11 protein-coding genes are annotated in these 14,493 nt (G+C 43.2%); 7 read left to right on the forward strand and 4 right to left on the reverse strand.

What is annotated here, in order from left to right; translation table 11 throughout:
- The first annotated feature begins 6 nt into the window (after window positions 1-6).
- From F1644_RS17615 to F1644_RS17635, 5 genes are read left to right on the forward strand one after another with little or no spacing between them, the layout of a single operon-like run.
- Window positions 7-1,422: a RagB/SusD family nutrient uptake outer membrane protein gene (locus F1644_RS17615; protein ID WP_168044126.1), complete on the forward strand. Its 1,416-nt coding sequence runs from the start codon at window positions 7-9 to the stop codon at window positions 1,420-1,422.
- Between the two features lie 13 nt (window positions 1,423-1,435).
- Window positions 1,436-1,978, forward strand: coding sequence for a DUF4843 domain-containing protein (locus F1644_RS17620; protein ID WP_140402583.1), 543 nt, complete (start codon window positions 1,436-1,438; stop codon window positions 1,976-1,978).
- 21 nt (window positions 1,979-1,999) lie between these two features.
- Entirely contained in the window at window positions 2,000-3,037 is a 1,038-nt protein-coding gene (locus F1644_RS17625) for a hypothetical protein (protein WP_168044124.1), read from the forward strand.
- A 16-nt stretch (window positions 3,038-3,053) separates the two neighbouring features.
- The gene (locus tag F1644_RS17630) at window positions 3,054-4,346 is read left to right on the forward strand and encodes a BT_3987 domain-containing protein (protein ID WP_087420999.1); all 1,293 of its coding nucleotides are present in this window, start codon (window positions 3,054-3,056) and stop codon (window positions 4,344-4,346) included.
- A gap of 51 nt (window positions 4,347-4,397) precedes the next feature.
- Window positions 4,398-5,579: a thioredoxin family protein gene (locus tag F1644_RS17635; protein ID WP_168044122.1), complete on the forward strand. Its 1,182-nt coding sequence runs from the start codon at window positions 4,398-4,400 to the stop codon at window positions 5,577-5,579.
- An 85-nt stretch (window positions 5,580-5,664) separates the two neighbouring features.
- Here the strand turns inward: F1644_RS17635 and F1644_RS17640 are convergent, their stop codons facing one another.
- The 4 genes from F1644_RS17640 to F1644_RS17655 form a co-directional block, all read right to left on the reverse strand.
- Window positions 5,665-6,927 carry an MFS transporter gene (locus F1644_RS17640; protein ID WP_087421001.1) on the reverse strand — a complete coding sequence of 421 codons (1,263 nt, stop codon included), beginning with the start codon at window positions 6,925-6,927 and terminating at the stop codon, window positions 5,665-5,667.
- Between the two features lie 90 nt (window positions 6,928-7,017).
- Window positions 7,018-8,445: a SpoIID/LytB domain-containing protein gene (locus F1644_RS17645; protein WP_118304484.1), complete on the reverse strand. Its 1,428-nt coding sequence runs from the start codon at window positions 8,443-8,445 to the stop codon at window positions 7,018-7,020.
- Window positions 8,446-8,447: 2 nt separating this feature from the next.
- On the reverse strand, window positions 8,448-9,380 hold the full coding sequence (locus tag F1644_RS17650) for a DUF4922 domain-containing protein (protein WP_118594406.1): 933 nt from the start codon (window positions 9,378-9,380) through the stop codon (window positions 8,448-8,450).
- Between the two features lie 21 nt (window positions 9,381-9,401).
- Window positions 9,402-10,778 (reverse strand): glycosyltransferase family 2 protein, encoded by a 1,377-nt coding sequence (locus F1644_RS17655; protein WP_118304401.1) that lies wholly within the window; start codon window positions 10,776-10,778, stop codon window positions 9,402-9,404.
- Between the two features lie 110 nt (window positions 10,779-10,888).
- On the opposite strand from F1644_RS17655, the gene F1644_RS17660 reads away from it, so the two are divergent.
- Both F1644_RS17660 and F1644_RS17665 read left to right on the forward strand, forming a co-directional pair.
- Complete coding sequence (locus tag F1644_RS17660; RefSeq protein ID WP_087421004.1) at window positions 10,889-13,189, forward strand: sensor histidine kinase; 2,301 nt, start codon at window positions 10,889-10,891, stop codon at window positions 13,187-13,189.
- 77 nt (window positions 13,190-13,266) lie between these two features.
- Complete coding sequence (locus tag F1644_RS17665) at window positions 13,267-14,358, forward strand: TlpA disulfide reductase family protein (protein WP_118304400.1); 1,092 nt, start codon at window positions 13,267-13,269, stop codon at window positions 14,356-14,358.
- The last annotated feature ends 135 nt before the right edge of the window (window positions 14,359-14,493 follow it).

The following is a 14,493-nucleotide window of genomic DNA, read 5'->3' on the forward strand; positions in this document are numbered from 1 at the left end:
TTTGTTATGAAAAAAGTGATACTAAGTTTAGGTGTATGTTTTTTCTTTTTGACCTCTTGTGATAAGTGGTTGACAATACGCCCGGAAAACGAGATCGAAAAAACAAAATTGTACGAGACAGAAGAGGGATTCTGGCAAGCATTAAATGGCTTGTATTCTATTATGGGCTCAAATTATGGCCCTACGGGGCATTTGCAATGTTCAGATGTTGAGTTCCTGGCAAGTATATGGATTGCTAGTTCCGAGAGTGTCGAGCAACGTTTGATTGATCATCAATATAAGGATGCTGATGCGGATTCTCGTCTAGCTGATGTCTTCTTGAATCAATATAATATGATTGCTCATGCTAATACTATTCTGGAATACTTAAAACAGCAGGATTTCCTTCCGGAAAGATCGTATAATATAATCAAAGGAGAGGCTTTGGGGATGCGGGCTATGCTCCATTTTGATTTGATACGTTTGTGGGGACCTATGCCGAATAATGTTGATGCTAGTTACCGGTATTTGCCTTACGTGCAACAGGTATCTAAAAAGGTAAATACTTATGATACATATGGGGAGTACATGGAGAAATTGCAGGCAGATTTGGATTCGGCTGAGTTTTTGTTGGGCAAGTATGAGCCTTTATTGACTCATACTTGTAATGAGCTGAATAAGAATGGAGGAGATGATTATGATCGTTTAGAGTATTATTGGCGTCAGAATCATTTTAATTACTATGCCGTGTGGGGATTAAAAGCCAGAATTGCGCTTTGGATGGGAGATAAAGAACGTGCATTGACATATGCGCAAATGGTGAAGGAAACTCTAAATGTGGATGGAAGTGTCAAATTTCGATTGGGAACTGCAAATGATATAAATATCACAAGTACTGATGAGGCGGTAAACACGTTGAAAGCTGAGTGTTTATTTGGATATTACTTGTCATATTATAATTGGCAACAAGAGTTTAACGATAATACTGCTGATTTTAAAACACCAATCTCTAATATAGAGGGGTTATTTGATGATAAAAATGATTTTAGGTATACCTTATGTTGGAAAGTTGATCCGGATGTTTTTACGGGTGAGCCACAAAATGTTACGACTTATAAGTATAAAGCTTATAACAATAATTGGATACCTCAGATTCGTTTGGCAGAGATGTACTTGATCATGATAGAGTGTGCGCCCTTGGATGTTGCTAATGTTTTGTATAAAGAATTTTGCAATTCCCGGGGTATGGGGTATAAGGAATTGACGGAAGGGAGTCGTATGGATATATTGCAGAGAGAATATTATAAAGAGTTTATCGGGGAAGGACAGGTGTTTTATATGAGTAAACGTCTCGGAGTGGAGAGAATGTTGTGGGGAAATCAGAAATGTGCAGAGGCCCAGTATGTTTTACCAATTCCTAGAAGAGAGTCTGAAATTATATAAATTGTAGACCGTTATGAGAAATATATTATTAAGTCTTTTCGTTTGTTGTATGTTTATTGCTTGTGAGGAGGAAAAACTAGAACCTTACACGGGAAATGATACAGTTCAATTTTATACCACGAATTTTGATGAGGACATTGTGGTCGAATATTCATGGGGTATGGCTCTTGATCCGAATGCAGAGTATGATACATGCTGGATTCCGGTACAGACTATGGGACGTGCTAAAAACTATGACCGTTATTTGAAACTTGTTCAGGAAAAAGCCGTGGGTTGGGATTATGTCTATGACCACGTGGGGAATATCGTGGATTCGCTTTCTTACGAGATTCCTAATCAAGCCGTGGAGGGAAAACACTATGTTGCGTTTGATGACCCGGGGTTACGCGAATTGTTAAAGATTCCCGCAAATGCATTTCGTGTGGATGTTCCCGTGGTGATGCGGAAAGATCCGGAAATGACGGAGAAATTAACATTGTTGATTCGGTTGGTGGATACGGAAACGGTGAAAGTGGGTGATCCCCAATTTACCAAATGCCAGATAACCATAGAATAGTAATTCGGTAAAATTAAGATTATGAAAAAAGGTATATTTTTGTTGTTATCCATGATAGCTATGTTCTATGCATGTGATTATGCTGGTGATATAAAAGATTATAAGGAAGATTTGGCAGAAGGGGGACCGGTGAATACGATTCTAGTGAGTCCCAGTGCTTTCACGTTATATGTAGATAGCGAATTCCCATCTATGTCTTATGTGAGTGTTCCGACTAATACGGTAGATTCTGTTGTCGTGTGGAGTTCTGATACTCCGGAGGTGTTAGATGTAGATCCGGAAACCGGAGAGCTGAAATGGGGAACCGTGAGAAATTGTGAAGTGGTAATTTCTGCAACAAGTGCGACAAGGAAAGATGTGAAAGGAGAATGTCGGATTACAGTAAGAAATACCATGGGAGTCTATAAGTATTTGGATTTAAGAGCGGAGTTGGGATTATTTGTGATTGATCGAAATATGGGTGCAACGATGGCTTTTGATAAGACCGTAACAAATAATATGGCGGCTGGACTTAAGGGAAATTATTATCATTGGGGGAATAATACTCCGGTTGCCAATAAGGAATTCGGAGGAGATGATGGACGTGGAGGTTACTACACGTATCCCAATGGGCGGACTCTTTTGGGAGGATATCCGGAATTTGATCCGTCATGGAATGCCGAGGGAGAACATTTTTCGGATTGGAGTCAGGGGGGAGAAACTCCTTGCCCTGGTGGGTGGCGTTTACCGACAAAAGAAGAGTGTGAGAAAATAATTTATATGACCAATGTTGCTAATTTTAATACTCAACAAGAAAAAACGGCTGCGAGAGCTTTACGTGAAAAGTTGGGTGTTGCGATGTCTGGTTATCAACAAATACCTGGGGGAAACTGGCAGTGGCAACATGGTATGTTATGGACTTCAACATGGAATCCTGAGACTAAAAAAGTTTGGGTTTTGCAGGCTACCAATTCCGGGGATTGGAAGGATGATCCTTGGGAGATGAAAGAGATGGAATTGAAGGGGATTGCGATAGCCGTTCGTTGTGTACGGGATGGAAATGTTGAGGACGTGGAATAGCATTAAATAGAAAGTTATGAAGAGATTTTGTTATATATTTTTAAGTTTATGGGTATTTGCGTCATGTTCAAATGATGACGTGGAATCCTCGGACGTGACTTTAGAGGTAAGGGATTACGTGGAGGAGACCATTTACAATTTTAAGGAAGATCAAGCTGTTTATTTGTGGGCAACCAAAAGTTGGGCAGATAAAGGGGTATCTAAAGTCGAGTACGTGGTAGATGCGAGTGTGTTGGATAATTATAATCAAGAACACGGGACAACGTTAAAACTTTTGCCGGAATCTTGTTATCATGCGGAACAAACTGTGTTTGAGGTAACGGATGAGATGAAATATGCCAAGTTCAAAGTGATGTGTTCTCCGGATAAGATTGTGGAATTGGGAACATATGGAAAAATAGAGTACGCATTACCTTATCGTATCTATGTTAATGGGCAGGCTGCAGAGGATCGTTACGGGACTGTGATTGTTGCTTTTAATGTGTTGCAGCCCTTGGCTTTGATTGAAGCCGGAATTGATTCCGTGTATTTTCATCATGAAGACGAGTTAAGCTTGGATTTCTCATGTTCCTTGAATTTTGATAATCGTTTGACTATACCGGTGAACTTTTTTGCTGATGCTACTCTTGTGAGCGATTTTAATGCTGAGTACGGTGCGGATTATGAGGCTGTGCCTTCCGAGGTTGTTACCTGGGAAACAAGTCAGGTCAGTTTTGAAAGAAAAGAGACGGAGAAAAAAGTGTTGTTTAACGTGAAGGGGGATATGATTCCGGTAGGTGTTTCTCTATTGCCAATAAGGATGGATGTAGATAGTCAGGGTGTTAGTGTTGATCCTCTGAGTGATCGAAAATATTTCTTGTTTTTTAATGATATGATAGCTCAAAGTAACTGGGAAGCATCAGTATCCAAGACGTGGAAAGGAAGTGGGGATATTTTAATTGATGGTTCTTTGGGAGACAATTGGATGGTGGCAGGTGAGGCATCAGAGTTTTGGGTGATATTATCGCTTAAAGATGAAAATAAAGTGGCTAACTTTACAGGTGTGGAAATGTATGTTCAAGATTATGACCCCAATAAGGTGGGACAAAAAAAAGCAGAGATTTATGTCAGCATGGATAAGGAGGAATGGGAACTAGCCGGGACTTATAATTTTAAAACTGAGGGAGGAAAACCTAATCTTGACGCTCAACGAGTATATTTTCCGAAGATTACAGGAAAGCATATCAAAATAAATATAGCGGAATGGGAGAATTCTCCATATATCGGTTTTAGAGAGGTTGCGGCAATGGGAGAAATAAAAGATAAGTAGTATTGTAACTGACAAGGGAGATTATCTCCCTTGTCATCTAAAAGTAAAAAAATGCGTTTGTTTTTTGTGTTTTTAAGTGTATGGATATGTGGTTCCACGTACGCACAAGATCGTTCTATTCGATTGGAAAAAGCGGATTGGCAGCGAGTTATAGCGAAAGCGAAAGAAGAGAATAAATTACTTTTTATCGATTGCAATGCCGTATGGTGTAACCCGTGTAAGGCTTTGGTGAAAGACGTGTTCAGCAGGAATGTTGTTGCAGACTTTTATAACGAGAACTTCGTGAGCGTTTCCTATGATATAGAGAGAGATAAGTCTCCGGAGTTTTTGGATATGCCTAAAATCTCATCTATTCCCTTGTTGTTATTCGTGAATCCTTCAACTTTGAAAATCGTGCATGGATTTTTGGGGGGAATTGATGAATCGGGGATGTTGGAGCTTGGACGGGAAGCTTTGGATGGTAAACGGAATTTGGCGGGAATGCGGGAACGTTATCAGGCGGGAGAGCGAGGGGAGGCTTTGCTTATTCCTTATCTGAGAGTGTTAAAATCTTTGTATTACGGAGAATATAGTGAGGTATTAGCCGGATATTTTAAAGATATGACAGTGGAACGTTTAGCTATACCGGAAAATTGGAGTTTATTTGAAAAAGAGGGGAATGATGCTTTGATGCCAGTTTTTCAATTAGCTTGGCATGGACGGGAGCCGATAGCCACTAAAATAGGTGATGAACGAGTAAAAAGTAAATTAGAAGAAGTTTTGACTTGGCAGGTCAAAGACAACGTGAGGAGGGTTGACCGGGGAAGATCGGAAAAGAATTACCAAAAATTAGTTGCTTTCAGAGACTGCATCAATTCTATGGATTGGAAGGAGAGGGATTTCAGTTTGTTCGTGTTAAACATGGCAGAGAAGGCCTATCAAGGTGATTATGATGATGTTTTAAAATATTTGAAACGTTTTATTAAGAAATACGGTGTCGGTGATGAGAAGATCGGAGAATACGTGTATATCTTTTGCGAGAAGTTAAAGGAGAATGGAAGTCCGGAACAAATCCTGTCCGGAATAGAGAAACTTGATCGGGTTGTAGAGAGTCAAAAAGATGCAGGAATCCGTTCCCGGTTGATGTATCTGAAACGAGATATGTTGAGGGCTGCCGGATATGAGAAAGAGGCGATGCGAGTAGATACTTTAGCGACTAAAATATTGAATCCGCATTTCTATGATAGGAAATAAAATGTTATAAGAGTGTTGAGATAAGGGATATTCATGTGTTTGTGTTTTATATTGTTTGGGAAAGTCGTTCGAAAACGAACGACTTTCATATTTTGATGTATTTCACGGCAATAAAACTGGGGATGGTACAAAGCATGATCCAGAGAAAGAAGTGTTGGTAGCCGATCAGTTCTTGGATATAGCCGGAGATCATGCCGGGGAGCATCATGCCGAGGGCCATGAAGCCGGTGCAGATGGCGTAATGAGCGGTTTGCTGCGGACCTTTGCTGAAGAGCATCATGAAGTAGGTGAGGGCCGTGAAACCGAACCCGTAACCGAATTGTTCGATGGCGACGGCGGAGGAGATTAGCCAGATGTTGGAAGGGTGGACGAATGCCAGATAAACGTACACGATATTAGGCAGGTTCATGGCGGCGGTCATCCACCAGATCCAGTGTTTTAGGCCATTCTTGGCCATGAAGATACCGCCTAGGATTCCGCCTATCGTGAGGGCGATAAGGCCAACGACGCCATAGATGGTGCCGACTTGCATGGTGTTTAGTCCCAAGCCACCGACTTCGGGATTGTCCAGTAAGAAAGGGGAAGCGATTTTTACAAGTTGTGATTCTGCAAAACGGAAGAGCAGAATAAAGGCTAAGGCTGCAATGATTCCTTTCTTTTGGAAGAAGGTAATAAAGGTTTGGAAAAAGGCATTCAGCGGGTTACCGTTTTTCATGGGAATATCATTTTCCGGTTTGGGGAGGATGAATTGGTGGTAGAGGAAGAGAAGTACGAATAGGATTGCTAATAGATAGAAGGTGACTGACCATGCCCTGGGAACGGCAATCTCTTCCGGGAGCGTGGAGGAATAGGTCTTTTCAAGCCAACCGGCAAACATGACAATCAATCCTTGTCCGGTGAGCATGGCGAGGCGGTAAGCCGTGTTACGGATACCGACGAAGAAGGCTTGTTTCTTGGTGTCGAGTCCCAGCATATAGAACCCGTCTGCTGCGATGTCGTGGGTGGCAGAACTGAAAGCTAATAACCACATGAATGCTAACGAGTAGCGGAAGGCATGAGGTCCGGGAAGAGTCAGTGCTATTCCGGCTAATCCTCCACCGATCACTAATTGCATGGTGATCACCCACCAGCGTTTGGTCTTCACGATGTCCACCAGCGGACTCCATAAGGGTTTTATCACCCAGGGTAAATAAAGCCAGCTCGTGTAGAGGGCTATGTCCGTGTTGTTTATTCCCAACCGTTTGAACATGATAACGGCAAGTGTCATGACAACGACATAGGGTAGACCTTGTGCGAAATATAGAGTGGGGATCCAGGACCAGGCCGATTTAGTGATTTTAGATTTCATGATTTATGATTTTAGATTTTGAACTCCCTCCCCCCTTCGGGGTACTCCCTCTATAAACAGAGGGAGAGTTGAGTTGCTCGCCGTTTTTCGTTAAGACTCACCAGCTCCTCCTCTGTTTATAGAGGAGGTGGCAGCAAAGCTGACGGAGGAGTTTACATTTTTAATAGATTCGAGTTGGGTGCCGGGAAAATAGTGTGAGAGGATTTGTTTGTAATCATAGCCTTTGGCACTCATGACGGCAGCTCCGATTTGGCAGAGACCGACTCCGTGTCCCCATCCCGCACCTTTCAAGGTAAAACGGGTAATAGCTCCGGAGGTATCTTTCTCTGTTTCCACGATGAAGGCCGAACTATACAGGTGGGATTGGGAGAAAGCTTTGCGAATGACAAGTTCTTTTCCGATAATCATGTCTCGTTTTGAACCTTGGATGCGGAGACGGGTGATGCGCCCGGAGACACCTCTTTCCACGGGTTCTATGGATTGGATTTCCCCAAAGTCGATCCCGATACGGGATGTTATTAATGCGGATAGTTCAGAGGGGGAGTAGGACACTTGCCAGCGGAAAAAGTCCTGAGTTTCCTGATCATAGTCATTGAGAACGTTGGACAGGATAGCCTTGTCCCGGGTATTGCAGAATACATCCGGGGTGGAGAGAATCCATTTTCGGGCGTTCTCTTCTTGGGATAAGTCGGGAGTTGAAGACTGGGTATCGCTATCAATCACTTTTGTAAGATAGGGATGATTCACGGGTTCCCAGGTGTTTTCAAAATACTCGGTTACTCCCCCGCAGCACTTAGAGAACCGGGCATCGCAGATCTCTCCGGCATACACAAGGACCTCCCCCCGGGTGGCCTCGATGGCTTGTTGGACAAATGGCGTGTAGGCTTTGCTAATACCTTGGTAGCGTTGACAATGATCGTCTGCGCACACGTCGAAATGCTCGTGGTCTTCCCGGTCATACCACCGGATATATTGTTGTTCATCCTGTATGCAGGACTGGTAAGTGTCGGTTAGTTTCTCGCTCTTTATTTTTTGTGCGATCAGCCAACTGCGGGAAATGACCGCGTGGGCTTTCAAGAGTTCCAAAGATGAGGTGGCACTCATTTCGGAAGAGATCACGCTTAGTAAATAATCTTCTAGGGGTAATATGTTGATTGCTGTCAGATGTTTGCCCTCGTCCATGATTTTCAATGTACCTTTGAACTTCTGGTCTTCTGTGCGTTGCCAGTGGAAATTGATCCCGATCATGACATTTAACAAATCAAAGTTTGTCGTTTCATCGTTCTCCGGTGTAAGGGTGAAGTGATCCGGTACGATCTGTGTTCCTGAAGATGAATGTAGAATCAAGTTCTTCCCTTCTTTGGAAATGGTATATTCTCCGGAATATTTTTGATCCTTATTCCAGTAGGTTCCGTTCAGGCGGAAGGTGATGGCAGGAGCGAAAAGGATGCCGATGGAAAGAGAAGTCGCCTTCGGCGAATTACAAGTTGATCGGTTACAAGTTACAGGTTCTTTCATCTTCATAAATCGTAAATCATAAATCGTAAATTCTCAAACTGTTCGTCGGTAAGGGTTAACTGGGAAAAAAGTTCTTCCAGCAAGGGGGCGTCCAGACGGTTGAAATCTTTTTCCCGGGGTGAGATGATCAGACCGGCAAAGTCTACACAGCCGGGACTGAACAGTATGTTTTCATCTCCTTCCGCGAAGAATTGCCACGGGCGGTGTTGACGACGGGGAAACATGACTACCCACCATTCGTTGTTTTCGTACCAGGCAAAGAGGTTCATCATGGGTTCCGGGTCGTTCGGGGTGATTTGGCCCACGAGTGACACTAATTGCTCGAAAATATCCATTAGTTGCTCCCGGTTGCTCGAATGAAGTATGATATTCTTGCGAAGATAGTGATGAATACTTTCGATTGTGGTTTCCCGTGATTCGGAAGTCCACAAGATTTCTTTCGGGCAGGAGTTTACATCGGTTTCCAGGGGCATGATATGACGGGCTGCCAGTTGGAAATGAAAATGATCCGGGGCGGAGGCTCCGCTACGGGGACCATTATAAAAGATCGTGTACTCCGGATAAGTTTGTGCAATGGCCAGCATATCTTGGAAATGTCCCTTGATGAGCTGGGGTATGTGTTGCTTGGCCGGAACCGTGTAATGGCGATCGAATATTGGATAAGGGTTTACCCGTATATCCAGTGTGGGGTTATAATCGAAACTAGCTTGTTCCGGCGGAATGTTTCCTTTACACAAGAAACAGGCTCTTGCCTTGATTGATTGCTCGTCTATTTTAGCCACGGCCGATTGAATCCGGTCCGGGTTGTACTGGATGCGAATCTGGAACCCCTCGAAATCAATCGTACGATAAATGACATTCCGCAAGCGTTCGTAATTATTCCGGGCCAAGGGCCAGGAGGCTAGTTGTGATTTCGTAAATTCGTCGAAAAACATGATAAGGAATTAATTTTTGATTTAAGATTGTTCTTCATTTTCAATTCTCTGTTGCCTTGCCAATATTTCAATCATACGTATTTTATCTTTATAGTAATTATTTGCGTTTACACGTTGGATGTTCAAGTCCGCGTCGGAATTACCTTCCCAGCGACGACATAAATATAGCGGTTCATAAATACGTTCGATCCGGTATTCACGGGAGATTGCGAGTGCTGTGGCATAATCCTCCCCGTAACTGACGTTCGGGATTTTGATTTGCCGGAGTAATGGCGTGTAAAATGCTCGGGGCGCCCCCAGCCCGTTAATACGTAAGGCGTTGTTACGCCCGTTGTCCGGCGTCCATTCCTTGTGGTCAATGATGCCGGGAGGTATTTCTTCCAGCTTGAAATTAACCATCTTGTAACTACCGATAATCATGGCACATTGATGTTTGTGGAACGTGTCGACAATGCGTTGGAGTACGTGTCGATTGATGTACAAATCATCACTATCCAACTGGATGGCGAATCGTCCGCAATGTTCGCTCATGATGGCATGTGTCCAGCATCCCCCGATGCCGAGGTCGGTGCGAGGGGGAATGATATGGATTATTTGCGAGTGCTTTTGGGCCATCTTTTTAACAATAGCGGTCGTGTCGTCGGTGGAATGATTGTCGATAACGAGAATATTATACTTGAAATTGGTCTGTTGTGAAAAGACGGATCGTATCGCTTCCGCAATGGTCTTTTCCCGGTTGCGGACGGGAATAATAACCGAGACTTCAGTTTCAAAATGCTCGTCTTGGAACGGGACGGTTTTGAATGCAGGAGGCAAGTAGGCGCCTATGGCCTTCAAGTGAGCCGTGAAAGCCTGTTCCATTTCAATTTGTACTTCCCGGTTACGAGGGTTCACGTAATCAAATTGCTTTTCACCGGAACGTCGGGGATCGTGTTCCTTTTCCGAGTACAGGAATTCGGGAATCCGGAAAATCAATCCTTCCCGGGAAAGACGCAGGCGTAGATCGTAGAGTGCGGCAAAATTGTACTCCGAGTCCATTTCGCTGATCACTTTTTTTAAAACGTCTGTTCTGAATAAAAGTATCGATCCGAAATCAAAATCATCCCTGACACTCCCCAATTGATAGTCAATAGTCGGGTGTGCCGTTTGCGAACCATCTTGTTCCGTGTAATAATCCGAGTAAAGCATGACGGCTCCCGTGGCTTGTGCTACCTGAAGAAAACGTTTTTGCGCATGTTCTCCTAATCGTGGAGTCGGGTATTTCGTGTAGAAAAAGACATAAGGTGAATCTATCGTGGTAACGATTTCCCGTAACGTGGCCGTTTGTTCAAAATGCACGTAGGTCTCTGTTTGTTCGTCCCTTTTTAGCCGGGAAATGGTACAAGAAATAATAGACATAAATTACAAATTTAAGGTTTAAGCCAAAGATATATCTTTTTGTAGAAAGTGCATGAATTTTGGCGTATTTTAAGTGAAAATAAATATCTTTGCGAAGTTACAAATAGAAGATGTTGGAGTTTTTTATAAAGCTATATAGGAATCTTAGGTACACGGGGGTGTTACTTGTTTTGTTGTTCGTTTCCTGGACAACAAAAGGAGGGACCGGTGAGCCCGATTCCCGGATATTAATTATCAGTTCCTACAACCCGGAAACTTCCCAGACGGCTAGGAATATATCGGATTTTATAGAAGAATATGGCCTACTTGGTGGAAAATTTTCGATTGACATAGAGAATATGAATTGTAAAAGTTTCTCCGAGGCTTGTACATGGGAAGGGCGGATGAAAGAATTACTGGATAAGAATATCGAAAAGGGTTTACCGAAGCTCATTATTCTGTTGGGGCAGGAGGCATGGACGGCTTATTGGTCTCAGGATTCACTGATTACCCGGGATGTCCCGATCATGGGAGGGATGGTGAGTCGGAATGCAGTCTTGTTACCGGAGGAGGGTACCGATTTGGAGAACTGGGAGGCGGAGAGTGTGGACGTGATGAGTGATAATATTCGGGAATTAGAGGTTTTTGGCTTTGCTTACGAGTATGACGTGGTAGCGAATCTTCGGTTAATTCTGGATTTTTACCCGGAAACCAAGCATATCGCTTTTATCACGGATAATAGTTACGGGGGAGTCTCTCTGCAGGCTTTGGTGAAGAAGAAGATGAAGGAGAAATTCCCAGAGCTGGATTTGATTCTTTTGGATGGCCGGAAACACACGATTTATTCGATCAGTGATGCTATTGCCCGGTTACCGGAGAAAACGGTTATCTTGTTGGGGACGTGGCGAGTAGATAAAAATGATGGTTATTTTATGCGGAATGCCACGTATTCGATGATGATGGCGAATCCTAAAATTCCGGCTTTCACGATTACTTCTATCGGGATGGGGCATTGGGCTGTCGGGGGATGTGTACCGAAGTACCGGACTGTCGGAAAAGATATGGCCAAACAAGCTTTGGCGTTAGAGAGACAACATGATTCGACCGTGCTGGCGGGTATGCAGATCATTCCGAACGAGTATTGTTTTGATTATACCAAGTTATGTTCAGAGGGATTCTTGAATAAAGCGGAGGTCGAGAATGCTGTTCTTTACAACAAGAAGTTGTCCTATTTCGAGGAATATAAATACCAGATTATAGGGGTTGTTTCGGCTTTTTTAGTTCTGCTGTTCGGTTTTTTCCTAGCCTTATATTTCTATTTTAGAACCAAACGTTTTAAAGATGCCTTGTGGCAGGCCCAGAAAGATAATATCTTAATACTGAATAATGTTAATTCCGGGATCAAGTTTATTCATCCGGATTTCACGATAAAATGGCATAACGGGATTGATTATGATGTCGATCCGGAAAAAATTAAAAGTTCCAAGGGCCAAGTTTGTTATAAAGTTTTGAGAGGACTGGATGAACCTTGTTCTTTCTGTCCGGCGGTAATGGCCATGAAAACGGGAAAAGTGGCTGATGTTGTTGTGAAACATGGGAATTATTACGTGTATATGTTGGCGAATCCTGTTTTTGATGATGATAATAATTTGTTGGGTGTCGTGGTGCGTATGGAGGATATGACCAAGCAAAAGCAGGCGGAGCTAGAGTTACGGAAGGCAAAGGAAAAGGCAGAGGAGTCTGATCGGTTGAAGTCTGCATTTTTGGCTAACATGAGTCACGAGATTCGTACCCCGTTGAATGCTATCGTGGGATTTTCCGGGGTTCTGACTTCGGACGATTGTGACGCGGAAAGCCGTCATGAGTACGTGGCTATCATCCAAAAAAATTCAGATTTATTACTTCGCTTGATCAATGATATTCTGGATATATCCCGTTTGGAGACGGGACGATTGAAGTTGTCTTACGAGGAGGTTGAGATCGTTTCTTTGTGCCAGAGCGTGTTGGCGACAACTAGTTACGGGAAACGGGATGTGGTGGAGTACGTGTTCCGGACACCCTGTGAAGAATTTATACTGGAGACAGACGTGCAACGTTTGCAACAGATATTGATTAATTTGTTGTCGAATGCCAATAAGTTCACGGAACAGGGGAGTATCACGTTGGGAATCGAGATCAATGAAGAGCAGGATTGTGTTTATTTTAGCGTGACCGATACGGGACGGGGAATTCCGGAGGATAAACAGAAGAAGGTGTTCGAACGTTTCGAAAAACTGGATGAATACGTGCAGGGTACCGGTTTGGGATTGGCCATATGTAAGTTGACGATCACGATGATGGGCGGAGACATTTGGGTGGATGGGGATTATAAAGAGGGGGCCCGTTTTGTGGTTCGCCACCCGTTGCACTTGGACCCGCTTTCTGAAGAATAATTCGCTTTATAATAGTACTTTTCTAGTTGTTCAATTGTCTTTTATTTGATATTGTTTGTAGAATTAATAAAAGACGTATGAAACAGAATTTTTTCTTAATCTTTTGTTTGGCCTTATTAGCCGGATGTGATATAAATAAAGGTTTCACGATTGATGGTGTTGTCCCGGATGTGGAAAATGGCAGAACGATTTACTTGGTGGCTTTAGCCATGAATAGCCAGTGGGATACGCTGGGGATGAGTGTTGTCGAGAACGGGAAATTCAAAATCGAGGGAAAGATCCCCGAACCCCGGATAGCCCAGATACGGGGAATCGAGAAACGACAATCTATCCCGTTATTTTTGGAGAATGTTCCGTTTCTGGTGAAGGTTACCGGAGAACGTCCCGTTGTGACAGGAGGAGAACTTCAAAGAATCAGTAACGAGTTTAATGATGTGAAAGCTGAAATATACAAGGATATGCCGGAGATGGAGAAGGCTTTCCGAGAAGCTCGTGAGCAAAAAAATTGGAGCCGATGTGAACAGCTTATTAAAGAAGAGGAGCGGTTAGATTCCATCTATAATGAGGCTGAACGACAAATCCTGGCAGAATGGGGCAACACGTTGGTGGCTGTTTACCTCGTCTCCCGGCATCACCCGAAAATGCGTTTCGAGCGTTTGAAACCGATGTACGATCGGTTAAGCGAGGAGATGAAGAATAGTCCTTACGGGCAAGTGATCACGCAACGTTACCGGGATGCTAAAATTACCGCGGTAGGAGAGATAGCTCCTGATTTCACCTTGTTAACACCAGAAGGAGATTCTTTGTCTTTGTATTCTGTGAAAGCAAAAGTGAAAGTGCTGGATTTCTGGGCGTCTTGGTGTGGCCCTTGTCGTGCGGAAAATCCCAATGTGGTGGCCCTGTATCAGAAGTATAAAGACAAGGGATTGGAGATTCTAAGCGTGTCTTTAGATTCAAAACGGGAACCTTGGGTCAAAGCGATCCGGGAGGATGGTTTGATATGGAAGCACGTGTCGGATTTGCAAGGGTGGAAATGTTCAGCAGCACAACGTTATAAAATAAGTGCAGTACCTTCCATTTTCGTGTTGGATAGTGATAACCGGATTGTGGGGAGTTTTTTACGCGGAAAACAGCTGGAACAGGTGCTGGACAGCCTGATGATAGAATGATATAATTAAAGTTTTAGTGTAAATGATGATTTATTATTTATTGATTATTAGATAAAAAGTTTGTGCAATATTTTGACTGTGTCTGAAAATGGGTTATATTTGATCATCATGAACGTGTGCATAGGGAGATATTAG

Source organism: Butyricimonas paravirosa (assembly GCF_032878955.1).
Classification (GTDB): domain Bacteria; phylum Bacteroidota; class Bacteroidia; order Bacteroidales; family Marinifilaceae; genus Butyricimonas; species Butyricimonas paravirosa.

Excerpts from the sequence above, each read along its gene's own strand:
- F1644_RS17625 (WP_168044124.1), top strand. The coding sequence starts at position 2,000 with ATGAAAAAAGGTATATTTTTGTTGTTATCCATGATAGCTATGTTCTAT.
- F1644_RS17620 (WP_140402583.1), top strand. The coding sequence starts at position 1,436 with ATGAGAAATATATTATTAAGTCTTTTCGTTTGTTGTATGTTTATTGCT.
- F1644_RS17660 (WP_087421004.1), top strand. The coding sequence starts at position 10,889 with ATGTTGGAGTTTTTTATAAAGCTATATAGGAATCTTAGGTACACGGGG.
- F1644_RS17640 (WP_087421001.1), bottom strand. The coding sequence starts at position 6,927 with ATGAAATCTAAAATCACTAAATCGGCCTGGTCCTGGATCCCCACTCTA.
- F1644_RS17630 (WP_087420999.1), top strand. The coding sequence starts at position 3,054 with ATGAAGAGATTTTGTTATATATTTTTAAGTTTATGGGTATTTGCGTCA.
- F1644_RS17635 (WP_168044122.1), top strand. The coding sequence starts at position 4,398 with ATGCGTTTGTTTTTTGTGTTTTTAAGTGTATGGATATGTGGTTCCACG.
- F1644_RS17665 (WP_118304400.1), top strand. The coding sequence starts at position 13,267 with ATGAAACAGAATTTTTTCTTAATCTTTTGTTTGGCCTTATTAGCCGGA.
- F1644_RS17655 (WP_118304401.1), bottom strand. The coding sequence starts at position 10,778 with ATGTCTATTATTTCTTGTACCATTTCCCGGCTAAAAAGGGACGAACAA.
- F1644_RS17645 (WP_118304484.1), bottom strand. The coding sequence starts at position 8,445 with ATGAAAGAACCTGTAACTTGTAACCGATCAACTTGTAATTCGCCGAAG.
- F1644_RS17650 (WP_118594406.1), bottom strand. The coding sequence starts at position 9,380 with ATGTTTTTCGACGAATTTACGAAATCACAACTAGCCTCCTGGCCCTTG.
- F1644_RS17615 (WP_168044126.1), top strand. The coding sequence starts at position 7 with ATGAAAAAAGTGATACTAAGTTTAGGTGTATGTTTTTTCTTTTTGACC.